Source organism: Sphingosinithalassobacter sp. LHW66-3, assembly GCF_050703275.1.
GTDB lineage: Bacteria > Pseudomonadota > Alphaproteobacteria > Sphingomonadales > Sphingomonadaceae > Sphingomonas.
The window spans coordinates 1,394,262-1,415,841 of record NZ_CP193482.1 but is presented as its reverse complement, the minus strand read 5'-3'; the positions used below and the strand labels follow the sequence as shown (position 1 = coordinate 1,415,841).

22 protein-coding genes, 1 tRNA gene and 1 riboswitch are annotated in these 21,580 nt (G+C 67.4%); of the genes, 20 read left to right on the top strand and 3 right to left on the bottom strand.

Going from position 1 to position 21,580, the window contains the following annotated elements:
• Positions 1-53 precede the first annotated feature (53 nt).
• Positions 54-521 (bottom strand): hypothetical protein, encoded by a 468-nt coding sequence (locus ACQ450_RS06800; RefSeq protein ID WP_431471000.1) that lies wholly within the window; start codon positions 519-521, stop codon positions 54-56.
• A gap of 44 nt (positions 522-565) precedes the next feature.
• On the opposite strand from ACQ450_RS06800, the gene ACQ450_RS06795 reads away from it, so the two are divergent.
• Genes ACQ450_RS06795 through ACQ450_RS06785 form a run of 3 tightly spaced genes read left to right on the top strand, consistent with a single transcriptional unit; the run spans position 566 to position 3,367 of the window.
• Positions 566-2,014, top strand: coding sequence for an FAD-binding oxidoreductase (locus tag ACQ450_RS06795; protein WP_431470999.1), 1,449 nt, complete (start codon positions 566-568; stop codon positions 2,012-2,014).
• Positions 2,015-2,046: 32 nt separating this feature from the next.
• Positions 2,047-2,829, top strand: a complete 783-nt coding sequence (locus tag ACQ450_RS06790; protein ID WP_188055903.1) for a SapC family protein — start codon at positions 2,047-2,049, stop codon at positions 2,827-2,829.
• Positions 2,830-2,836: 7 nt separating this feature from the next.
• Positions 2,837-3,367, top strand: a complete 531-nt coding sequence (locus tag ACQ450_RS06785) for a cytochrome b (RefSeq protein WP_431470998.1) — start codon at positions 2,837-2,839, stop codon at positions 3,365-3,367.
• Positions 3,368-3,561: 194 nt separating this feature from the next.
• Here the strand turns inward: ACQ450_RS06785 and ACQ450_RS06780 are convergent, their stop codons facing one another.
• Positions 3,562-4,404, bottom strand: a complete 843-nt coding sequence (locus tag ACQ450_RS06780) for an N-formylglutamate amidohydrolase (RefSeq protein WP_431470997.1) — start codon at positions 4,402-4,404, stop codon at positions 3,562-3,564.
• 108 nt (positions 4,405-4,512) lie between these two features.
• Between ACQ450_RS06780 and cpdR the strand changes: the two genes are divergently transcribed.
• The 4 genes from cpdR to ACQ450_RS06760 all read left to right on the top strand — a co-directional run bounded on the left by cpdR (position 4,513) and on the right by ACQ450_RS06760 (position 7,049).
• Entirely contained in the window at positions 4,513-4,890 is a 378-nt protein-coding gene (gene cpdR, locus ACQ450_RS06775; protein WP_188055900.1) for a cell cycle two-component system response regulator CpdR, read from the top strand.
• A gap of 62 nt (positions 4,891-4,952) precedes the next feature.
• Positions 4,953-5,027, top strand: a tRNA-Val gene (locus tag ACQ450_RS06770).
• Between the two features lie 107 nt (positions 5,028-5,134).
• Positions 5,135-5,488, top strand: coding sequence for a YbaN family protein (locus tag ACQ450_RS06765; protein WP_431470996.1), 354 nt, complete (start codon positions 5,135-5,137; stop codon positions 5,486-5,488).
• 463 nt (positions 5,489-5,951) lie between these two features.
• Positions 5,952-7,049, top strand: coding sequence for a hypothetical protein (locus ACQ450_RS06760; protein WP_431470995.1), 1,098 nt, complete (start codon positions 5,952-5,954; stop codon positions 7,047-7,049).
• A gap of 84 nt (positions 7,050-7,133) precedes the next feature.
• Here the strand turns inward: ACQ450_RS06760 and ACQ450_RS06755 are convergent, their stop codons facing one another.
• Positions 7,134-8,462, bottom strand: a complete 1,329-nt coding sequence (locus ACQ450_RS06755; RefSeq protein WP_188055898.1) for a methyl-accepting chemotaxis protein — start codon at positions 8,460-8,462, stop codon at positions 7,134-7,136.
• Between the two features lie 119 nt (positions 8,463-8,581).
• A riboswitch (cobalamin riboswitch) is annotated at positions 8,582-8,785 on the top strand.
• Between the two features lie 110 nt (positions 8,786-8,895).
• Between ACQ450_RS06755 and ACQ450_RS06750 the strand changes: the two genes are divergently transcribed.
• From ACQ450_RS06750 to mmsB, 13 genes are all read left to right on the top strand, one after another.
• Positions 8,896-10,749 (top strand): TonB-dependent receptor plug domain-containing protein, encoded by a 1,854-nt coding sequence (locus ACQ450_RS06750; RefSeq protein WP_431470994.1) that lies wholly within the window; start codon positions 8,896-8,898, stop codon positions 10,747-10,749.
• A gap of 56 nt (positions 10,750-10,805) precedes the next feature.
• Positions 10,806-11,630, top strand: coding sequence for an ABC transporter substrate-binding protein (locus ACQ450_RS06745; RefSeq protein ID WP_431470993.1), 825 nt, complete (start codon positions 10,806-10,808; stop codon positions 11,628-11,630).
• A complete protein-coding gene (locus ACQ450_RS06740) occupies positions 11,627-12,601 on the top strand; it encodes a FecCD family ABC transporter permease (RefSeq protein ID WP_431470992.1) in 975 nt (324 codons plus the stop codon). The genes ACQ450_RS06745 and ACQ450_RS06740 overlap by 4 nt, the downstream gene beginning before the upstream one ends.
• Positions 12,592-13,371: an ABC transporter ATP-binding protein gene (locus ACQ450_RS06735; protein ID WP_431470991.1), complete on the top strand. Its 780-nt coding sequence runs from the start codon at positions 12,592-12,594 to the stop codon at positions 13,369-13,371. The genes ACQ450_RS06740 and ACQ450_RS06735 overlap by 10 nt, the downstream gene beginning before the upstream one ends.
• A gap of 101 nt (positions 13,372-13,472) precedes the next feature.
• The gene (locus tag ACQ450_RS06730) at positions 13,473-15,005 is read left to right on the top strand and encodes a CoA-acylating methylmalonate-semialdehyde dehydrogenase (RefSeq protein ID WP_431470990.1); all 1,533 of its coding nucleotides are present in this window, start codon (positions 13,473-13,475) and stop codon (positions 15,003-15,005) included.
• An 11-nt stretch (positions 15,006-15,016) separates the two neighbouring features.
• A complete protein-coding gene (locus ACQ450_RS06725) occupies positions 15,017-15,388 on the top strand; it encodes a hypothetical protein (RefSeq protein WP_431470989.1) in 372 nt (123 codons plus the stop codon).
• Positions 15,373-15,789 carry a RidA family protein gene (locus ACQ450_RS06720; RefSeq protein WP_431470988.1) on the top strand — a complete coding sequence of 139 codons (417 nt, stop codon included), beginning with the start codon at positions 15,373-15,375 and terminating at the stop codon, positions 15,787-15,789. Before ACQ450_RS06725 ends, ACQ450_RS06720 begins: the two co-directional genes overlap by 16 nt.
• A 40-nt stretch (positions 15,790-15,829) precedes the next feature.
• Positions 15,830-16,807: a polysaccharide deacetylase family protein gene (locus tag ACQ450_RS06715; RefSeq protein ID WP_431470987.1), complete on the top strand. Its 978-nt coding sequence runs from the start codon at positions 15,830-15,832 to the stop codon at positions 16,805-16,807.
• The gene (locus ACQ450_RS06710; RefSeq protein WP_431470986.1) at positions 16,804-17,280 is read left to right on the top strand and encodes a hypothetical protein; all 477 of its coding nucleotides are present in this window, start codon (positions 16,804-16,806) and stop codon (positions 17,278-17,280) included. Before ACQ450_RS06715 ends, ACQ450_RS06710 begins: the two co-directional genes overlap by 4 nt.
• The gene (locus ACQ450_RS06705; protein ID WP_431471178.1) at positions 17,280-18,425 is read left to right on the top strand and encodes an acyl-CoA dehydrogenase family protein; all 1,146 of its coding nucleotides are present in this window, start codon (positions 17,280-17,282) and stop codon (positions 18,423-18,425) included. The genes ACQ450_RS06710 and ACQ450_RS06705 overlap by 1 nt, the downstream gene beginning before the upstream one ends.
• A gap of 109 nt (positions 18,426-18,534) precedes the next feature.
• Positions 18,535-19,584, top strand: coding sequence for an enoyl-CoA hydratase/isomerase family protein (locus ACQ450_RS06700; RefSeq protein WP_431470985.1), 1,050 nt, complete (start codon positions 18,535-18,537; stop codon positions 19,582-19,584).
• A gap of 183 nt (positions 19,585-19,767) precedes the next feature.
• A complete protein-coding gene (locus tag ACQ450_RS06695; RefSeq protein WP_188055888.1) occupies positions 19,768-20,544 on the top strand; it encodes an enoyl-CoA hydratase in 777 nt (258 codons plus the stop codon).
• A gap of 142 nt (positions 20,545-20,686) precedes the next feature.
• Positions 20,687-21,568 carry a 3-hydroxyisobutyrate dehydrogenase gene (gene mmsB, locus ACQ450_RS06690; RefSeq protein ID WP_431470984.1) on the top strand — a complete coding sequence of 294 codons (882 nt, stop codon included), beginning with the start codon at positions 20,687-20,689 and terminating at the stop codon, positions 21,566-21,568.
• Positions 21,569-21,580 lie beyond the last annotated feature (12 nt).

Below are 21,580 nucleotides of genomic sequence, written 5' to 3'. Positions count from 1 at the left end.
AAGCGGTGCCCGCGCTTGCGGATTTGCCGCGAAATGTCAAGCCGCGACGCGGTTTATCGTACCGGCACCAGCTGGTGGAATTCGCGGATCTGGCACGAGCCGCCCGAGCGCGAGCGTAGCGATTCGCGCCCTGCACAGAGCATCCCGTCGCGGCTGCGCCGAATATAGAGGCTCGAATAATATCCGAGCGCCGGGCACCGCGATTCGAGGCGCGCCCGCACCCTGCTGCCGTCGTCGAGCACGAAATCGACGGCGTCGCCGCCGCTCACGCCCGCGGACAGGATCCGCGCCATCGGTACGCAGCGTTCGGCCGGGCGCTCGCGCCATTGGCTGTGCCGCATCCGCACCGTCAGAGTCACGCTGGGTACGCGCACCGTCGCCTGCTCGCGCGAGCGCAGATGCGACGCATCCTGCATGGGCGGCGCGGGCGCCGAGCTGGGCGCGGCGAGCAGAATCAGCATCGCGGCCGCGGGAAGCGGATTGAACATTGCGTCCGGCTCGTAGCGCGCGGGTTTGAACATCGGATGAATTGGCCGAGCCGAATGCGCATGATATTCCCGCCGCGATGACTCCCGCACAGTCCCAGCTAGTCGAGAGCGTCCGCGATCGCTTCGGACCCAAGGCTGCCGTAACCGATGCCGAGGCGATCGCGCCCTGGCTCACCGACTGGCGCAACCGCTATCACGGCGCCTCTCCCGCGCTGCTGGCGCCTGCCTCCACGGCCGAGACGGCGGCGATCGTCGGCCTCGCCGCGGCGGCGGGCGTGCCGCTGGTGCCGCAGGGCGGCAATACGTCGATGGTCGGTGGGGCGACTCCTCCGGCTGATGGATCGGCGCTGATCCTTTCGCTGCGCCGGATGAATCGCATCCGCAGCCTGTCGTCCGACGAAAATCTCGCTGTCGCCGAGGCCGGTGTGATCCTCGCCGATCTTCATGCCGCGGCGAACGGCGCCGGGCGGCGCTTTCCGCTGACCCTGGGCGCGCGCGGCAGCGCGACGATCGGCGGACTGGTCTCAACCAACGCGGGGGGAACCCAGGTCCTGCGGTTCGGCACGATGCGCAGCCTGGTCGCGGGCGTGGAGGCAGTGCTGCCCGACGGATCGGTGCACGATGGGCTGGCGGCGCTCAAGAAGGACAATCGCGGCTATGACCTCGATCAGCTGCTGATCGGGGCGGAAGGAACGCTGGGCGTGATCACTGCCGCGGTGCTCCGGCTCGTGCCCGAGGTGAAGCAGCGCGCCGTCGCCTGGGCCGGCCTGCCGAGCCCGCAGATGGCGCTCGAATTGCTCCGGGCGATCGAGGCGCGCACTGATTCGGTCGAGAGTTTCGAGATTATTCCCGGCGATTCGCTGGGGCTCGTGCTGCGGCATATTCCCGACACGCGGGCGCCGCTTTCGGGTGCGCATCGCTGGCACGTGCTGATCGAAGCCGTGGCGAGCGACGCCGACGCCGAGCCGCCCGCCACGCTGCTCGAGCGGCTGCTTGCCGAGGCGCTGGAGCGGGGTGCGGTGGAGGATGTCGTGATCGCCGCCAGCGAAGCACAGGCCGAGGCGTTCTGGCGGCTGCGCGATTCGCTTTCGGAAGCGGAACGGGCGAGCGGACCCGCGGTGCAGCACGACATCTCGGTTCCCGTCGCCGGCATGCCGCGCTTCATGGTCGAGGCGGCTGCCGCGGCCGAGGCGCGCTTTCCGGGCACGCACGCGACTGCTTTCGGCCATCTCGGCGACGGCAATGTTCACTTCCATATCCGGGCGCCCGCGGGCGTGGAGCGCGATCGCTGGTATGCCGAGGCCGCGCCCGAGATCACGCGCTTCGTCCACGATCAGGTGGTCGCCGCCGGCGGCTCGATCTCCGCCGAACATGGCATCGGCCAGATGAAGCGCGCCGAGCTCGAGCGGCTGGGGCCGCCCGAGCGGCTGGCGGCGCTGCGCGCGATCAAGGCGGCGCTCGATCCGAAGGGGATTTGCAATCCGGGCAAGCTGGTGGCGCTTGCACACGAAGCCCCTTCTTCATAGAGCGGCGCGACGATCGATCTCAGGAGAGTTTCATGGCCACCGCGCCGACGCAGCAGTCGCTTCCCCTGTTCTACAACAAGCTCGAGCCGCTCTCGACTCAGACGCACGGCGACTATCGTATCCGTCGCGCCGACAAGGCACCCTTTGTGGCAAAGCAGCATGCCATTCCGGTGACGGTCGAGGAATTCCCGCTGGTGCAGCGCCGCATGCCGATCGTCTTCTCGGTGGGCGACGAGCCGGTTCCGTTGGGGCTGATGGGCCTCAACGAAGGGGTCAACGTCTTCTTCGACGACGAAGGCAAGCTCACCGAGGATGATTTCTACATCCCGGCTTATATCCGCCGCTATCCCTATCTCCTCGCACGGCTTCGCCCCGAAAGCGACGAGCTGTCGCTGTGCTTCGACCCGACTTCGGACTCGGTCGGCGCGTTCGACGAGGGCGAGAAGCTGTTCGAGGACGGCCAGCCGACCGAGATGACCAAGGGCATCCTCAAGTTCAACGAGGAGTTCGAGCGCGCCGGTCACAACACCGGCCAGTTCATGAAGGAGCTCAAGGAGCTCGGCCTGCTGATCGACGGCGAAGTCTCGATCCAGCCGGAGGGCGCCGAGCAGCCGTTCATCTATCGCGGCTTCCTGATGGTCGACGAAAAGAAGCTCAACGACCTGCGCGGCGATCAGCTGCGCAAGATCGTGCAGAACGGCATGTTGCCGCTGATCTATGCGCACCTCTTTTCGCTGTCGCTGATGCGCGACATCTTCGGCCGTCAGATGCGACTGGGCAAGGTGCCGCAGCCGCAGATGCCGCCGGTGAACTGAGGCAAAATTGGCGGTCGCGTTCCGGGGCCGCTACGACCGAGTGGCGATCATCTTTCACTGGGTGATCGCCGCGCTGGTGCTGGTCAATCTCGCGATCGGCCTGTTCCACCAATCGCTGTTCGACGGCATGAGCCTCATGCCGTTCCACAAATCGAACGGCATCCTGATCCTGGGCTTGAGCATCGCCAGGCTCGGCTGGCGGCTGAGCCATCGGCCGCCATCGTTGCCCGCCGGCAGTCCGCGCTGGGAACGCGCGCTCGCCCGCAGCGTGCACTGGCTCTTCTATGCGCTGTTGATCCTGTTGCCGCTCAGCGGCTGGATCTTTTCGTCCAATCCGGCGCGGCCGCGGCCGATCGACTGGTTCGGCCTGTTCGAGCTTCCGGTCCTGCCGGTCGGCGAGGCGCTCGCGGGCGCTGCGCATGGTGGCCACGAACTGATGGGCCTTGCGATGGCGGGGCTGGTCGCCCTGCATGTCGCCGCGGCGCTGCGGCACCATTTCGTGGTGCGCGACCGCACCTTGGCACGGATGCTGCCCTGAACGGGGCGGTTGCAAAAAGATTACAGTATTTCCGAGTGTTGGCCCCCTTGAAGCCAAGTGATCCGCCCTCTATATTGAGGTTCGTACGGTCTCGTGTCCCCCCTTTCGCGGGGCCGTGCGACACGCCTTCGGGCGTGTCTCCTCCCTGAACCTTGGCCACCACGTGCTTCGTGCACGTGGTGGTTTTTTTATGGCTATTCGGCCGCTTGCGCGCCGGGCGAGGCTTCGTCGGCAATCGCGTCGATCATCGCCCGCAGCAGTCCGCTGGTGAAGTCCATCCCGCGACCGGGCGAGTCGAGCGCGGGATCGAGGTAGAGCGCCCGGTCGAACTCGATCTGGATCGCGTGAATGGCTTCGGCGGGCGCGGCGTGCCGCTCGATCACATGCCCGCCCGAATAGGGTGCGTTGGCGGCGGCGAGCACTCCCGAGGCGCGCGCAACTCCTTCCAGACGGCTCAGGAAGCGGCTGGAGGCGCTGCGGCCGAACCGGTCGCCGAAAACGATTCGCGGCGCCTTCCCGGCCGGGGTGAGCGGCGGCATCGAATGGATGTCGAGCAGCACGGCTATTCCGAAGCGGTCGCGCGCCGCCTTCAGCGCCGCTTCCACCGCCGCGTGATAGGGGCGATGGTCGCTGCGGATGCGCGCCGTCACTTCGTCGCTGGACCAGCGCCGTCGCCAGATGTCGGCGCTGTTGCCCGCCCGCCTCGGAACGAGCCCCAGGCCGCTGCGCAGTTTCGCCGATTGCGGTTGGCCGCCGGTTACGCCTTCCTCCACTCGCGGGTCGCGCTCGGCTTCGCTGCGGTTGAGATCGATCCAGGCGCGGGCGAGCCGTGCCACGAACAGGGTTTCGCCGCCGTGCGCCGCCAGCGCCACTGCGTCGATGTGGCGGTCCTCCAGCGATTTCAGATGGTCGAGCGGAACGCGCAGCGCAGTGCGCAGCGGCAGCGGATATTCGCGCCCGGCATGCGGGACGGAAAGTACGACGGGGCTTAGCGGCTCCGCGGGTCCGTGGCGGACGAAGGAGGACGTATCCGTCACTGCCTCCTGCCTAGCCGAGCGATCGCCGCCGGGGCAACAAGTCTGCGACGAAGCTGGAAAATCTTAAGGCCTTCCCGCATAGTCTGCGGCCGAACTCGTGGGGTGGTGATGATCAGGATCTTGCTGGCCGAAGACGATCGCGTCATGCGCGAGTATCTTGCGCGTGCGCTTGAGCGGTCGGGCTATGCAGTGAGCGCGGTCGATCGGGGGACGGCGGCGCTGCCGCTGCTCGAGAACGAGCGATTCGATCTGCTGCTCACCGATATCGTGATGCCGGAGATGGACGGGATCGAACTGGCGCAGCGCGCGAGCGAAATTGCGCCCGATATGCGCGTCATGTTCATCACCGGATTTGCCGCGGTGACGTTGAAGGCAGGGAAGCAGGTGCCGCAGGCGCGGGTGCTTTCCAAACCGTTTCACCTCCGCGATCTGGTGCTGGAAGTCGATCGGTTGTTCGAAGCGGAGAGCGTTCCGAGCCGAAACTGAAACCGGAAGTGTCGAGGCGCTTGCAAGGGGGAACGACTCTCGGTAAAGCGCGCGGCTCCCGGGGGCGCGTAGCTCAGTGGTAGAGCACTGTGTTGACATCGCAGGGGTCGCAAGTTCAATCCTTGCCGCGCCCACCATTTTTCGAAAAGCCCGTCAGCTTCGCCTGGCGGGCTTTTTCGATTCTGCGGTCGGGCGCCGGTGATTTGGCGGGACGCGCGGCGCAAGCTGCGCTAGCCGGGCAAGGATGCGCAGGATCGCCTATCTGATTTCCGGGTTCGTCGCGCTCGGGCTGGGCCTGGTCGGCGCGGTGCTGCCGCTTCTGCCGACCGTGCCCTTCCTGATTCTCGCCGCCTTCTGCTTCGCGCGAAGCAGTCCCGCGCTCGAACGGCGACTGCTCGACCATCCTCGAATCGGTCCGCACATCGTCATCTGGCGGGAAAAGGGAGCCATCAGCCGGCGGGGGAAGCGCGCCGCGCTGCTGGCGTTCGGTTTCAGCATCGCCCTCGGACTGCTGCTGGTACCGCTACCCTGGTCGCTCGTCCCGGTCGCGGCGGCGATTCTGGGCGGCAGCTGGATCTGGACTCGCCCGGAGGCGTAGTTCACGCCGCGCGGATTGCTCAAGCGGTTGTTTCGGGACGATACTGTCGCACACCTAGGCCAAGGCTTCTGAGTCTCGGACGAAGATGACCGTAAACATAGAACGGCCGTCACTCGATACGTACGACAAGGTCAAGCATAACGTCAGGCAAAGATTCATGGCGACGTAGAAGCTACTCCAGCGACACAGGCAGGGTATCAAAATTTACCTGTCGTAACATCAATGCCGTGCGTAGATGCGGCCCGTCGCGTCGCCAACCGGATGCGGCGTTCAGGGGGTGGGGATGACTATTTCACGCAGGTCTATGGTCCAGGGTCTCGGCGCGACGGCGTTGCTCGCCGGGTGCAGCGGTGGTGGCGGATCGACCGGAGGAACTGTCGTAACGCCCACTCCGACACCCGCCCCCAGTCCCACTCCCACGCCGAGTCCGTCGCCGACGCCTTCTCCGTCTCCGGCCGCCGCCGTGAAAGTCGTCACCACGGGCATGTCGGTATTCCTCGGCGCGGATCTGGTCGGCGGCAATTATCCCGACCGGAGCCAGTTTATGGCCGATCACGCGCCGGTGGCCTATTTCGTGAATCGTCTGCGCGAACTGCGCACCACGGCCGATGGCGCGGTTACGGAGCGCAACGTGGCTGTGGGCGGATCATTCGATCATGAGGTGGTCGCGCAATATGCCGGGGCTGCCGGAAAGCCATACGATATCGCCTTCCTTGGCCTCGCGATGAACAGCGGCACCGTCTATGGCGTCAACAGTCGCGGACCGAACGCAGCGTTCACGCGTAACGTACTGAAGGATTTCCTCGTCGCGCTGAAGGGCGAGGGCGTGCGCCCGATCGTGTGCAACACCATCCACATGTGGCCGGAAAAAGCCACGCCAGCGGGAATGGCGGCGGCGCTGGTGGAGGGCATCGCCTATCCGCCCGAATGCGCCACGTTGTTCCAGCACGCCACGCTGACGTTCGATGCAGCCCGAGGCGAGATCACAGTGGATCCGGCGCTGCTGTCCTCCGGTCCCGGTCGTTTCGTGCAAGCAGGGTCGCAGTTGCGCATTCGGCAGGATGGCGGCGCTAACAACGGCCAGACGATGGTCGTCGCTGCCAGGGTTTCGGAGAGCGTGCTGCGGGTACAGCCGGGCGATATCAAGGAAAGCGGTACGTTCTGGACCTTGGTCCAGCATTACGCGCCCCCCGCAGAGGAAATTCTGGTGCCCCCACCTTCGCAGCAGCTCCAGAACAAGGACTGGACCGGTAATGGCGTGGCGGTGGACGGACTGTACAGCTTCTCGCACTGGAACGGTATGCTGCGCGAATTGTGCGAAGAGGTGGGCGTGCTGATGCTCGACATCGAGTATCGCGGCTTCCGTTGGGTCGAGAAGCATGGCTGGGAATCGGTTTATGTGTCGACCTATGCGGGCCAGCGATTCGAGACGTTCAATCACCCGCAACATGCCGCGCAAAGCGTTATCTATGGCGATGTGATGCGGGAAGCCGCGGAGCGATACCAGGCAGGAACCTTGCCGAATGGCTTTGCTGTGTTGCGGGGGCCGGAGATTGCCTGAAGGCTTTCGCTTGCTCGCGTCGATCGCATGTGAACGGACGAAGGCTCGGTCGGGCGACCGCGATACGGCGCCTGGAGGCCTGGTTCACGCCTCGCGGATTTCGTCGAGAAACGCCGCTACCTGATGTGACAGCTGGCTGGCGTCCACCAGCAGCCGATCGGCGAGCTCCTGCATCTCGTGCGCGCTGTCGGAAGCGGCGCGGGAAGTGCCGCCGATCGCCTCGACGTCGCGGTGGATCGCGTTGGTCGCCTCGACCACTTCATCGACGTTGAGCGCGATTGTCCGCGTGGCGTTTTCCTGCACTCCGACGGCACCCTGCACGTCGCCGGCGAGTGCCGCCATGGTGGCGATCGCTCGTTCGACGCTCTCTTGGCCAGCGGCGACTTCGTCGATCCCGTGGCGGATTTCGCGGACATGGGCGGTGATCCGCTCGGCGGCATTGCCGGTCTGCGTCGAAAGCTGTTTCACTTCGTTGGCGACGACCGTGAATCCGCGGCCGGCCTCGCCCGCGCGGGCCGCTTCGATCGTGGCGTTGAGCGCGAGCAGATTCACCTGGCGCGCGATCTCGCTGATGAGGGCGATCACCGAATCGATCGACTGGGCGGAGTCCAGCAACTCGCGCGCGCGCGCGCTTCCGGTGCTCACCAGTGCCAGTGCGTCCGCCGCCGCCGTCTCCGTCTCGCGCGTGCTGCGGCCGATCCGCCCCAGCGATACGGCGAGCTCGCGCCCCCGTTCGGCGATCTCGCCCATGTTCTGGCTGGTTTGCGATGCGGCGGAGGCCACGGCGGTCGCATGATCGCCCGCCATCTGCGCGCGCTCGGCAGTGGCTCCGGCGTTGCGCTGGACGAGTTCGGCGAGTCGGGTCATCGCCTCGCCGACCGACTGGACCTGGCCTTCGAAACGCTCGCTCGCGCGCTCGATCCGCTGCGCTCGGGCGATGCGGGTCCGCGCCGAGCGAAGTTCGCGCTCGGCGGCAATATGGACGAGGCGGCGATTGGTGATCACGCCGAACAGCCGGCCTCCGTGCGTCAGGATCATGCCCTCCGCCCCGCTCGACTCCCGATAGGCGTCGATGAGCGCGCCGACATCCTGCGTCACTTCGGCGGTGGGGCAGGGGCGGACGTGGCGGGCGATGCCGCGCCCATAGGCAGGGTTGCGCAGCAGCGCATGACCGAAGGGATTGAGCAGCAGCCGCCGCACGTCCTTTTCGAACACCGCCCCCACCGGGCGCCGTTCGCTGTCGAGCACCGGCACCAGCCGCAGATCGGTATCACGATGAAACACGTCGACAGCGTCGAACAACGTGCCGTCCAGCGACAGCGACGGCGGATCGCGTTCGGCGTCGGTCAGCCAGCTCCCGGGAAGGGGGCGACGCGATTCGGCGGGTTCCGGGGCGAGAGCGGTATGAAGCATCGCCGGCAGGATTAGGGGCGGCTTGGTAAAGAGGCGATTAGCCGTTGGTGACAGTTCGGCGACAAACGGCGTTTTTCTGTGCTCCGCCGCCGCTCTTGCTAGCACGTAGAGCAGGAGCTAGTGGACGGCCCGTGACGGGTTCCCGCCGAGGTGGGATCAAGAGGGAATGCGGTGCGTGGAGGCAACTCCGCAATGCCGCGGCTGCCCCCGCAACTGTAACCGGAGAGCCGGTACGCCACATGCCACTGGGGCTCGCCCTGGGAAGGCGGCGTATCCGGCGGCGACCCGGAAGCCAGGAGACCTGCCCGTCGCCGTCGATTCCATCGCGCGGGCGGGGTGCACCGGGCGGACGAGGGCGAAATCCTCGAGCGAGCGACACCACACGCGGGGTCGGTCGCAGCGCGAAGACCCTGCCGACAAGGGTGCTTTGCGAATGTTGAACTACCGTATTCTCCTGTGCGCCTCCGCGGCGCTGCTTCCGGCCGCGCCTGCTGCGGCCCAGGTCGCCGCCGAGGACGAAGCGATCGTCGTCACTGCCTCCGGCGTCGCCCAGTCGGCCGACGAGACCGGACGTTCGATCACGGTCCTCGAGCGCGAGGAGATCGAACGGCGCCAGTCGGTCGTGCTCTCCGATCTCCTGTCCGCCACGCCGGGCGTGGCGACGAGCCGCAACGGCGCGATCGGCGGCTTCACCGGCGTTCGCATCCGCGGCGCCGAGGCCGAGCAGACGCTGGTGCTGATCGACGGCGTCCGCGTGAACGATCCCTCCTCGCCGGGCGGCAGTTTCGATTTCGGCAATCTGCTGACCGGCTCGATCGAGCGAGTCGAGGTGCTGCGCGGGCCCAACTCGGTGGTCTGGGGCAGCCAGGCGATCGGCGGCGTCGTCAATATCGTGACCACGGCGCCGGTCGACGGGCTCGCGGCGCGGGCCGATGCCGAATATGGCACTGCCGATCAGATCGCCGCCAATGCCAGCATCGCCGCCGGCAACGATCGAATCCAGGGCGCGATCGGCGGCGGCTGGTTCGAAACCGACGGCATCTCCAATGCGGCGAGCGGCACCGAGCCCGACGGCTATCGCCAATATCGCGCCACCGGACGCCTCCGCGCCGAGGTCGCGCCGGGACTCGGCGCCGAGCTGCGCGGCTATTATGCCGACAGCCGCTTCGATCTCGATGGCTTTGAGTCAGCGCCGCCCTACGGCTTCGTCGATACCGCCGAATATGCCGAGGCACAGCAGATCTTCGGCTACGCCGGCATCTTCGCCGAGCTCGGTCCGGTCACGAACCGGCTCGGCTTCTCGCTCGCCGACATCAATCGCGACAGCTATGATCCTGCGGTCGGCACCGATCCGATCTATCTCTATCGCGGGCGCACCGAGCGGTACGAATATCAGGGCGATGCACGGCTCGCCGACGGTGTGCTGCGCTTCGTGTTCGGCGCCGAGCACGAAAATCTGCGTTTCTACGATGGCTCGGAAACCTTTCGCGCTGATCTCACCAGCGTCTATGGCCAGGCGATCGTCACGCCGATCGAGCCGCTCACGCTGACCGCCGGCGTGCGCAACGATTCGCACAGCGACTTCGGCGATCACACCAGCTTCGGCGCCAATGCGGCGCTGCAGCTCGCCACCGGAACGCTGGTGCGCGCAAGCTATGGCGAGGGGTTCAAGGCGCCGACCCTCTATCAGCTCTTCGCACCCTTCTACGGCACGGCCACGCTCGAGCCGGAGACGGCGGAGAGCTGGGAAGCCGGCGTCGAGCAGTCGTTGCTCGACGAGCGCATTCGCATCGGCGCCACCTATTTCCATCGCGACACGCGAAACCAGATCGATTTCGACCCGGCGACTTACACCTATGCCAATCTGGCGCGCACGCGGGCCGAGGGAGTCGAGTTCGAGCTGTCGGTGCGGCCGGTCGTGGCGCTTCGGCTGACCGCGAACTATACGTACACCGATACAGAGAACCGGTCGGAGGGCTTCGTCGGCAACGATCTGGCGCGACGGCCGGACGATGCGGCGAGCGTGCTGGTCGATTGGCGCGCGCCGTTCGGTTTGGCGCTTGGAGCGACCTTCACCATCGTCGGCGACAGCTTCAACGATCAGGGCAATTACACGCGGCTCGACGGGTATGAACTGGTGAGCGTGCGGGCCGAGATGCCGGTGACCGAGCGGATCGCAGTGTACGGCCGCGTCGAGAATCTGTTCGACGAGCAGTATGAGACGGTCGCGGGCTACGGCACCTACGGGCGCGCCGCCTATGCCGGTGTCCGGTTGCGGCTCGATTGATGGCGGCCGGCGGCGCCCCTTCGGCTGACGATCGTGTCGGACGCCCGCCGACACGAGTGCCGGGGGGCGTCGCGGCGCTGATTTTGCTTCTGGGCGGCTGCGGGCAGGCCCCGCAGTCGACCGGCGGCATCGTCTCGACCAATCCCTGCGCCGATGCGATGCTGGTCGAGCTGGTGCCGGATGACCGGATCGCGGCGATTAGCCATTATTCCGCCGATCCGATGGCGACCTCGATCCCGATCGAGACGGCGCGCCGCTTCCGAACCACCGCCGGCACTGCCGAGGAAGTGATCGCGCTCGATCCCGACCTAGTGGTGGCGAGCAGCTTCACCCAGGCCTCGACTCGCGAGGCCTATCGCCGCGCGGGGCTCGACGTGCTCTACCTCGATTCGCCGACGACGATCGCTGGCAGCAAGGCGCAGGTGGCCGAGCTGGCGGAGGCGGTGGGTGCCCCGGCTGCGGGAGACGCACTCATCGCCCGAATCGATGCCGCAGTTGCGGCCGCCCGGCCGCCCGCCGAGCCGCCGGTCGCCGCGCTCGTCTGGATCCGCGGCAATCTGGTCTCGGGAAGCGGGACATTGCTCAGCGAGATGCTCGATCGCGCCGGCTTCCGCGATGCGGCCGCCGATTATGGTCTTCGCTTCACCGGCTATCTTCCCGCCGAGCATGTCATCGCCGATCCGCCGCGCGTGATGCTGGTGCCCGACGCGCCCGGCCGTTCGGCCAGCGCGCGCGCGGCGCAATTGCGGGGGCGGGTGCTCTCGCATATGGGCGCGCGCGTGGAACAGGCGCATTTTCCTCGGCACCTCGTGAACTGCGGCGGCCCCGTGATCGCGGAGGCGATGACGCGCCTCGCCGCGATCCGGCGCGAGATTCGATGAGCCGCGCCGGGCTGATCGGCGGGCTGGCGGCGCTGGTCGTGCTGCTGTTCGTCGGCTCGCTGGCCGCGGGGAAGGTATGGGTGCCGCTCGGCGCCTGGTGGCTGCACGACGATCCGCGCTTCCTGATCGTCACCGAGCTGCGCCTCCCGCGCGCGATCCTCGCGACTGCCATCGGCGCTGCGCTGGGACTTACCGGTGCGGTCCTGCAAGGCTATCTGCGCAATCCGCTCGCCGATCCGGCGGTGGTCGGCATCTCGTCGAGTGCCGCGCTGGGCGCGGTCGCCGCGATCGTGCTGTTCGCCGCCGATGCGCCGCTCGTCATCTTCGGCTGCGCGATGCTCGCCGCCTGTGGGTCGATGCTGTTGCTGGCGGGGCTCGCCTGGCGCGCGCAGAGCGCGGTCGCCTTCATCCTGGCGGGCACCGTGCTCGCGAGCCTTGGCGGCGCGCTGACTGCCTTTCTCATCTCGGTCGCGCCCAACCCCTGGGCAACCGCCGAGATCATCGACTGGATCATGGGCGCGCTCACCGATCGCAGCTTCGCCGAAGTGGTGCTGGCGCTGCCGTTCATCCTCGTCGGTTGCGGTCTGCTGCTGCTCACCGGCCGTGCGCTCGACGCGCTGACGCTGGGCGAGGACGCGGCCCGCTCGATGGGCGAACGGCTCGATCGGACGCAGCTGCTGATCGTGCTCGGCTCCGGGCTGGCGGTGGGTGCCAGCGTCGCGGTGACGGGCGTGGTCGGCTTCGTCGGGCTGATCGTTCCGCATCTGCTGCGCCCGCTCGCCGGTGCGCGCCCCTCCGCGCTGCTGGTGCCGAGCGCGCTGGGCGGCGCGGTGCTGGTGCTCCTGGCCGACAGCCTCGTGCGGCTGGCGCCGGGTGCGGGGGAGATTCGGCTGGGAGTGGCAATGGCGCTGATCGGAACGCCCTTCTTCTTTTGGCTGCTTCTGCGCATGCGGCGGTCGGCATGGATCTGAGCGTCGACCGCCTTGCCGTCAGCCTTGGCGAGCGGCGTGTCCTTGAGGATGTCACGGCCCGCTTCCGCGCGGGCCGCGTCACGGCGATTCTCGGTGCGAACGGATCGGGGAAGACCACGCTGGTCCGCACGATGGTCGCGCTGCTCGATCCCGACGCGGGCGAGGTCCGGCTGGGGAAGAGCGTCGTGCGTCGGCTCGATCCGCGCGAGCGGGCACGGCGGATCGGCTATCTGCCGCAGGATGCGCGCGTGCACTGGAACGTCACGGTGCGCGATCTGGTGGCGCTCGGCCGCCTGCCGCATCGCGCGCCTTTCGCCGGACCCTCCCCCGCCGACGAGGCGGCGGTGACGGCGGCGCTGGAGGCGACCGGCACGACTCGCTTCGCGAAGCGGCGGGCCGATGCGCTTTCGGGCGGTGAGCGGGCGCGGGTGCTGCTCGCGCGCGTGCTCGCCGGCACGCCCGAATGGCTGCTGGCGGACGAGCCGCTCGCCAGCCTCGATCCCCGGCATCAGCTCGATCTGCTCGAACAGCTGCGTGGGCTGGCCGGATCGGGACTGGGAGTGGTGCTGGTGCTCCACGACCTCGTCCAGGCGGCGCGCGCGGCGGACGATGTGCTGTTGCTGAAGGACGGGCGAGTGATCGCCTTCGGCCCGGCGCGTGAGGTGCTGTCGCATCAGCCGCTGCGCGAGGCGTTCGGCGTCGAGGTCATGGTGATCTCGGACGAGCTGGGATTCGCGATTCCGGTGCCGATCGGGCGGGTGAAATCCTGAGGCCTCTTGCCCCAAGCCGCGCAATTTTATTACACGGCACTCGACTCGGCGCCCGCGGTTTGTATCCCGCGAGAGAGCAGCGCCAGCCCTAGGAGAGCGCCATGCGTACCATCGATCATCTCATCGCCGGCCACTCGGGGGGCGGTGCCGCGCGCCAGAGCGACGTTTTCGATCCGAACACCGGCAAGGTTCAGGCGAAGGTCCAGCTCGGCACCCAGACCGAACTCGACAAGGCGGTTGCCGCCGCTCAGGCCGCGCAGCCCGGCTGGGCCGCGACCAATCCCCAGCGCCGCGCGCGCGTGATGTTCAAGTTCAAGGAGCTGGTCGAGGCGAACATGGAGGAGCTGGCGCATCTGCTCAGCTCCGAACATGGCAAGGTGATCGCCGATGCCCGCGGCGACGTGCAGCGCGGGCTCGACGTGATCGAATTCGCCTGCGGCATCCCGCATGCGCTGAAGGGCGAATATACCCAGGGCGCGGGCCCGGGCATCGACGTCTATTCGATGCGCCAGCCGATCGGCATCGGCGCCGGGATCACGCCGTTCAACTTCCCCGCGATGATCCCGATGTGGATGTTCGGCGTCGCGATCGCGGTGGGCAACGCCTTCATCCTCAAGCCGTCGGAGCGCGATCCGAGCGTTCCCGTCCGCCTCGCCGAACTGTTCCTCGAAGCCGGCGCGCCCGAGGGCGTCCTGCAGGTGGTGCAGGGCGACAAGGAGATGGTCGACGCGATTCTCGATCATCCGGCGATCGGCGCGGTCAGCTTCGTCGGCTCGTCCGACATCGCGCATTATGTCTATCGGCGCGGAGTCGCTGCCGGGAAGCGCGTCCAGGCGATGGGCGGGGCGAAGAACCATGGCATCGTCATGCCCGACGCCGATCTCGACCAGGTGGTGCAGGACCTGTCCGGCGCAGCCTTTGGCTCGGCGGGCGAGCGCTGTATGGCGCTTCCCGTCGTGGTGCCGGTCGGAGAGGAAACCGCCGATCGCCTGCGCGAGAAGCTGATCCCCGCGATCGAGAGCCTGCGTGTCGGCGTCTCTACCGATCAGGAGGCGCATTACGGGCCGGTGGTGAACGCCGCGCACAAGGAGCGTGTCGAGAACTGGATCCAGAAGGGCGTCGACGAAGGCGCCGAGCTGGTGGTCGATGGCCGCGGCTTTCAGCTTCAGGGGCATGAAGAAGGCTTTTTCATCGGTCCGTCGCTGTTCGACCGCGTGACGACCGATATGGAAAGCTATCGGGAGGAAATCTTCGGCCCGGTGCTGCAGATCGTCCGCGCGCCCGATTTCGAGTCCGCGCTGCGGCTGCCGAGCGAGCATCAATATGGCAACGGCGTCGCGATCTTCACGCGCAACGGCCATGCCGCGCGCGAGTTCGCGCATCGAGTGAATGTCGGCATGGTCGGGATCAACGTGCCGATTCCGGTGCCCGTCGCCTATCACAGCTTCGGCGGCTGGAAGCGCTCGGCGTTCGGCGACGTCAACCAGCATGGCCCCGAGGGCGTCCGCTTCTGGACCAAGGTCAAGACGATCACCCAACGCTGGCCCGACGGCGCGGGCGATCTCCCGCGCGGTAGCGAGGATGGCGCCGCGGCGCGCATCCAGGACGCCTTCGTCATCCCGACGATGGGGTAAGGAGCAGCACGATGGAGACTGCGAGCTACGACATTCGGTTCGACGAACAGCGCGGTCTCCTGAAGCTGACGCTGCGCGGCTTCTGGTCGCTCGGGACACTTGACGCATTCCGTACCGAGCTCGTCGAGGTCGCGGCGCGCGTTCGGCAGCAACATTCCAGCTTTCCGGTGCTCAGCGATTCGAGTGCCTTCGCGGTGCAGTCGGTCGAGGTAGCCGACCGGCTCGGCGAACTCATGCTTGCCGGGGCGCAGGTGAACAGCGGACGCGTGGCGATCGTCGTCGGCAGCATCTTGAACAAGAAACAGGCGGAACGCGCGATGCAGGCGCCGAATCTGCGCGTGTTCGTCGACAAGGAGGAAGCGCTCGAATGGCTGATGCAGTGACTCGCCGACAGGTGTTTTCCGGCTCGCCCTACGAACAGCCCTTCGCCTATTGCCGTGCGGTGCGCACCGGCGACACGATCACCGTCGCCGGCACCGCCCCGATCGAAGCCGACGGCAGCTCGACTCCGGGAGATGCCGGCGCACAGGCCGATCGCTGCTTTGCGCTGATCTTCAAGGCGATCGAGGATCTCGGCGGCCGCGGCGCCGATATCGTGCGCACCCGCATGTTCATCACCGACCCCGCCGATGCCGAGGCGGTCGGCGCCGCGCACGGGCGGTGGCTGGCGATTGCGCGTCCCGCGGCTACGATGGTCGTCGTCTCGGCGCTGCTCCGCCCGGAGTGGAAGATCGAGATCGAGGCGGATGCGATCGTCGGAGGGGAGAGCGAATGCAGCGGCTGAAATCCGGCCCGGTCGTTTCGTCGGGCGATGCGGCAGCGTCGTGACGGTCCGCGCGCTTCTCCTCCTCGTCGCGCTGGTGACCATGCTGCTGCCGCGCGAACTGACCGTGCATCAGCTGCTGCCGCTGGCGAATGCCGAAGAATCGCCCGGCAAGCGCATCGCCCTCAGTTTCGACGATGTTCCGCGCGGCCCCGGTGCGTTCGTCGCTCCCGCCGAGCGTCCGGCGATGCTCATCGCTTCGTTGCGCACGGCCGGAGTCGAGCAAGCCGCCTTCTTCGTCAATCCCGCCCGGATCGCACCTGCCGACGGCGACGCGCGGACGATCGATGCCTATGTCGCGGCCGGCCATGTGATCGCCAACCACACGAATGGCCATCCGCACCTCTCGGCGATGTCCGCTGCTGACTATCTCGCCGATATCGACCGCGCCGAGGCGTGGCTGCGCGGCCGCCCTGGCTATCGTCCCTGGTTTCGCCACCCGTTTCTCGACGAAGGCGGGCGCGACAAGGCGAAGCGCGATGCGGTCCGCGCCGGGCTTGCCGAGCGCGGGTTGTCCAACGGCTATGTCACGGTCGACGGGTCGGACTGGCATATGGAGCAGCTCGCGGTCGATGCGCGGCGCGCGGGCAAGGACATCGACCTCGACGCGCTGCGTGACCTCTATGTCGAGACTCATCTCGAATCCGCCGAGTTCGCCGATCGGCTGGCGCAGCGCGCGATCGGCCGCTCGCCAGCGCATATGCTGCTGCTTCACGAGACCGATCTCGCCGCGCTGTTCGTCGACGATCTGGTCGCCGCGCTGCGCGAGGCCGGCTGGACCATCGTCACTGCCGACGCGGCGTTCGCCGATCCGATCTACCGCGCGCTTCCCGACGTGCCCTTCGCCAACGGCACCTTGACCGAGATGCTGGCTTGGGAACAGGACCTGCCGCCGCCGCGCTGGTACGAGCGAAACGACACTGCGATCGCCGCCCCGCTTTTCGCCGCGCGCGTTCTGCATGAGGAGACCCGTCCATGATGCGTATCGTCGCGCTCGCCACGGCTGCGGCATTGCTCGCCGGCTGCGAGGCGCAATCGCCGTCGCAACCCGAGCCGATGCCCAGCGGCACCGCCACCGATCCTGCCTCCGCGCCCGCCGGACCTCCCACGCCCGAGCCCACTCCTTCGGTCGCCGCCGCCACCGATACTCGCCACGGCCCGATCCCGATGGGGTATCGCGGCGTCTGGTCGGCGGGCGAGGGGGGCTGTGCGCGCGGCGCCGAGCAGCGGCTCCGGATCGAGCCGGACACGCTCGTCTTCTACGAGTCGGCCGCCACGCCGGGCCGAGTCGAGCAGCTCTCCGATTCCAGCATCCGCCTCGATCTGGCCTTCACCGGCGAAGGCGAAACCTGGACGCAGACCAACACGCTCACCCTGCTGGACGACGGACGGCGCCTGCGCCGCGAGCAGGCGGAGATGCCGCCCGTCACCTATACCCGTTGCGAGGAATGATGACCGACCAGTTCGAGCTTACCGACGATCAGCGCGCGATCCAGGAAATGGCGCAGCGCTTCACCGCCGACAACATCACGCCGCACGCCGGCGAATGGGACGAGAAGCACATCTTCCCGCGCGACACGATCAGGTCGGCGGCCGAGCTGGGCTTCGCCGCCATCTATGTCTCCGAGGAATCGGGCGGCATCGGCCTTGGCCGGCTCGAGGCGGCACTGATCATGGAGGCGATGGCCTATGGCTGCCCCTCCACCAGCGCCTTCATCTCGATCCACAACATGGCGAGCTGGATGATCGACCGGTTCGGCTCGGACGCGGTGAAAGCGAAGTACCTGCCGAGCCTCGTCACCATGGACCGGATGGCGAGCTATTGCCTCACCGAACCCTCGGCGGGATCGGATGCGGCGGCGCTCAAGACTCAGGCGGTGCGCGACGGCGACAATTATGTCGTCACCGGCACCAAGCAGTTCATTTCGGGCGGCGGCGAGAACGAAATCTATGTGACCATGGTGCGCACCGGCGACACCGGCTCGGGAAGCATTAGCTGCCTGGTGATCGAAAAGGACATGCCGGGCGTCAGCTTCGGCGCGCAGGAGCGCAAGCTCGGCTGGCATTCGCAGCCCACCGCCCAGGTGATCCTCGATGAAGTCCGCGTGCCGGTGGAGAATCTCGTCGGCGCCGAGGGCGAGGGCTTCCGCATCGCGATGATGGGGCTCGACGGCGGCCGGCTCAACATCGGTGCCTGCTCGCTGGGCGGCGCGCAGCGCTGTCTCGACGAGGCGATCGCCTATACCCGCGACCGTCAGCAGTTCGGCCGCCCGATCGCAGATTTCCAGAATACCCAGTTCACGCTGGCCGACATGGACACCGAGCTTCAGGCGGCGCGCGCGCTGCTATATCTCGCTGCCGCAAAGGTGACGGCCAACGCGCCCGACAAGACTCGATTCGCGGCGATGGCGAAGCGATTCGCCACCGACACGGGTTCGTCGGTGGTCGATCGCGCGCTCCAGCTCCACGGCGGCTACGGCTATCTGATGGATTACCCGATCGAACGCTTCTGGCGCGACTTGCGCGTGCATTCGATCCTCGAAGGCACCAATCAGGTGATGCGCCTGATCATCGGCCGCGAACTGACGCGGCAGTGAGCGCGTGGCCACACACGAGCCGTTCGTCCCGAGCAAAGTCGAGGGACGTGCAGCGAGCGCAGCGCGCGGTGTCCCGACTTTGCTCGACACGAACGGCGGGGAGCAGGATTTGACCGAAGACATTCTCATCCAGACCACTGGCCGCGCGGGCCGCATCCGCCTCGATCGCCCCAAGGCGATCCACGCGCTGAACACCGGCATGTGCCGCGCGATTTCGGCCGCGCTCGACGAATGGCGCGGCGATACCGCGATCGAGGCGGTGCTGATCGATCATGCCGAAGGCCGCGGTTTCTGTGCGGGCGGCGACATTCGCATGCTCGCCGAATCCGGCGCGAGCGACGGCGCCGAGGCGCGGGAGTTCTTCCGCGAGGAATATCGGATGAACCACCGGCTGTTCAACTATGCCAAGCCGGTGGTCAGCTTCATGGACGGGATCACCATGGGCGGCGGCGTCGGCATTTCGCTGCCCGCGAGATATCGTGTCGCGACCGAGAATACGAAGTTCGCGATGCCCGAAACCGGCATCGGCCTGTTCCCGGACGTGGGCGGCGGCTGGTATCTCTCGCGGCTGCCGGGCCGGATGGGTCAGTATATCGCGCTCACCGGCCATCGGCTCGAGGGCGCCGAATGTCTCGCGCTCGGGCTGGCGACTCACTATCTCCACGCCGACCGGCTCGAGGAAGCCAAGGCGCGCGTCGCCGAATCGCCCGGCGATATCGAGGCGATTCTCGACGATTGCGCCAGCCCCGCGCCCGATGCCCGCATCGTCGCGCATGGCAATGCGATCGACCGGCTGTTCGCGTCCGACCGGCTTGAGGAGGTGTTCGCCGCGCTTGAGGCCGAAGCCGAGGGCGACGAATGGGTGCGCCAGCAGCTCGAAACGCTGCGCACCAAATCGCCACAGGCGATGAAGGTCAGCCTGAAGCTGCTGCTCGATGGCAGCACCATGCCCACCTTCGAGGACGAGATGCGTCAGGAGTTCGCCGTCGCCAGCCGCGTGGTCCAGCGCCACGATTTCCTCGAAGGCGTGCGTGCGGTGATCGTCGATAAGGACAATGCCCCCCGGTGGAATCCCGACACTCCCGAAGGCGTCACTGCGCACCGCATCGACACGATCTTCGCGCCGCTGCCCGATGGCGAGGCATGGACGCCGGGCTGATGCCCGCTGTCCTGCACGGCCGAACTATGCCAAGCGACGGCATAGAATCGCCTTCACGCGCGCAGGCGTGCGCGCACATGAGCGCGGGCGCACGCGCGCGGAGGTGCGACCTTAGTGTGACTTTCCGCAGCGCGGCAACCGTGCGTGGAACCTGTAACTGACGGATGGAGGGGCTTTTTTTCGATGGCCGACACTGAAACGATCACCGTGGAGCAGCGCGGCGCCGTCACGCTGGTCACGCTCAATCGCCCCAAGGCGCTCAACGCGCTCAACAGCCAGGTGCTCGACGAGCTGCTCGCGGCGATGCGCGCCTTCGATGCCGATGACTCGCAGGGCTGCGCCGTCCTCACCGGCAGCGAAAAGGCATTCGCCGCCGGCGCCGACATCAAGGAGATGCAGGCGCAGGGCTTCGCCGACATGTACGGCCATGATTTCTTCGCGGGCTGGGATGCGTTCACGCGCACGCGCAAGCCGATCATCGCTGCGGTCGCCGGCTATGCGCTGGGCGGCGGGTGCGAGCTGGCGATGATGTGCGACTTCATCCTCGCGGCCGAAACGGCCAAGTTCGGTCAGCCCGAGATCAAGCTCGCGGTCTCGCCGGGCATGGGCGGATCGCAGCGGCTCACGCGTGCGGTCGGGAAGGCCAAGGCGATGGAGATGTGCCTCACCGGCCGGATGATGGATGCGCACGAGGCCGAGCGTGCCGGGCTCGTCAGCCGTATCCTGCCCGCCGACGAGCTGCTCGACGATGCGCTCAAGACCGCCGAACTGATCGCGGGCATGGCGCCGCTCGCGGTCAAGGCGAACAAGGAAATGGTCAACGCGGCGTATGAGACGACGCTGGCGCAGGGCGTCGCATTCGAACGCCGCCTGTTCCACGCGCTGTTCGGCACGGCGGACCAGAGCGAGGGGATGAGCGCGTTCGTCGAGAAGCGCGAAGGCAAGTGGACGGGCAGATGATGCCGGTCGCGGGGGAGTGTGGCCGGACGCGCCATGCCCTCGCGACTCCGTTCGTCCCGAGCGAAGTTGAGGGACGTGCGGCACGGTAGGGCGCACGGTGTCTCGACTGCGCTCGACACGAACGGATTGGGATTGAAGCGATATGGCACGCGTAGCATTTATCGGACTGGGGAATATGGGCGGCGGGATGGCCGCGAACCTCGCCAAGGCGGGGCATGACGTCCATGCCTTCGATCTGTCCGAAGAGGCGCTGGCGAAGGCGAAGAAGGCCGGCTGCCTCGTCTGCGACAGCGCCGCCGACGCAGTGAAGGGCGCCGAGGCGATCGTCACCATGCTGCCCGCCGGCCGGCACGTCGAACAGGTCTATGCCGACAGCGTGTTCGGCAATGCAGAGCGCACCGCGGTTCTGATCGATTGCTCGACGATCGACGTCGAAACCGCGCGGCGCGTCGCCGACGCCGCATCGGCGAAGGGGCTGACCGCGGTCGACGCGCCGGTCTCGGGCGGAATCGCCGCGGCGGCGGCGGGGACGCTCACCTTCATGGTCGGCGGCAGCCGCAGCGGGTTCGAGCGGGCGCAGGGCTTTCTCGAGGACATGGGCAAGACGGTGATCCACGCCGGCGGCAACGGCGCGGGCCAGGCGGCCAAGATCTGCAACAACATGCTGCTCGGTGCGACGATGATCGCCACTTGCGAGGCGTTCGTGCTGGCCGAGAAGCTCGGGCTCGATCCGCAGACCTTCTACGACATCGCCAGCGTCTCCTCGGGGCAGAGCTGGTCGATGACCAGCTATTGCCCCGTCCCCGGCGTCGGGCCCGAAAGCCCCGCCGATCGCGACTATGCGGGCGGCTTTGCGGCGGCGCTGATGCTCAAGGATCTGCGGCTGGCGATGGAAGCCGCGTCGAGCGTCGATGCGCAGGCCCCGATGGGCGCGCGCGCGGCCGAGCTCTACCAGCGCTTTTCGGACGCAGGCAGCGGCGGACTCGACTTTTCCGGGATCATCAAGGCGCTCGGCGCGAAATAGGGGCGGCCGAGA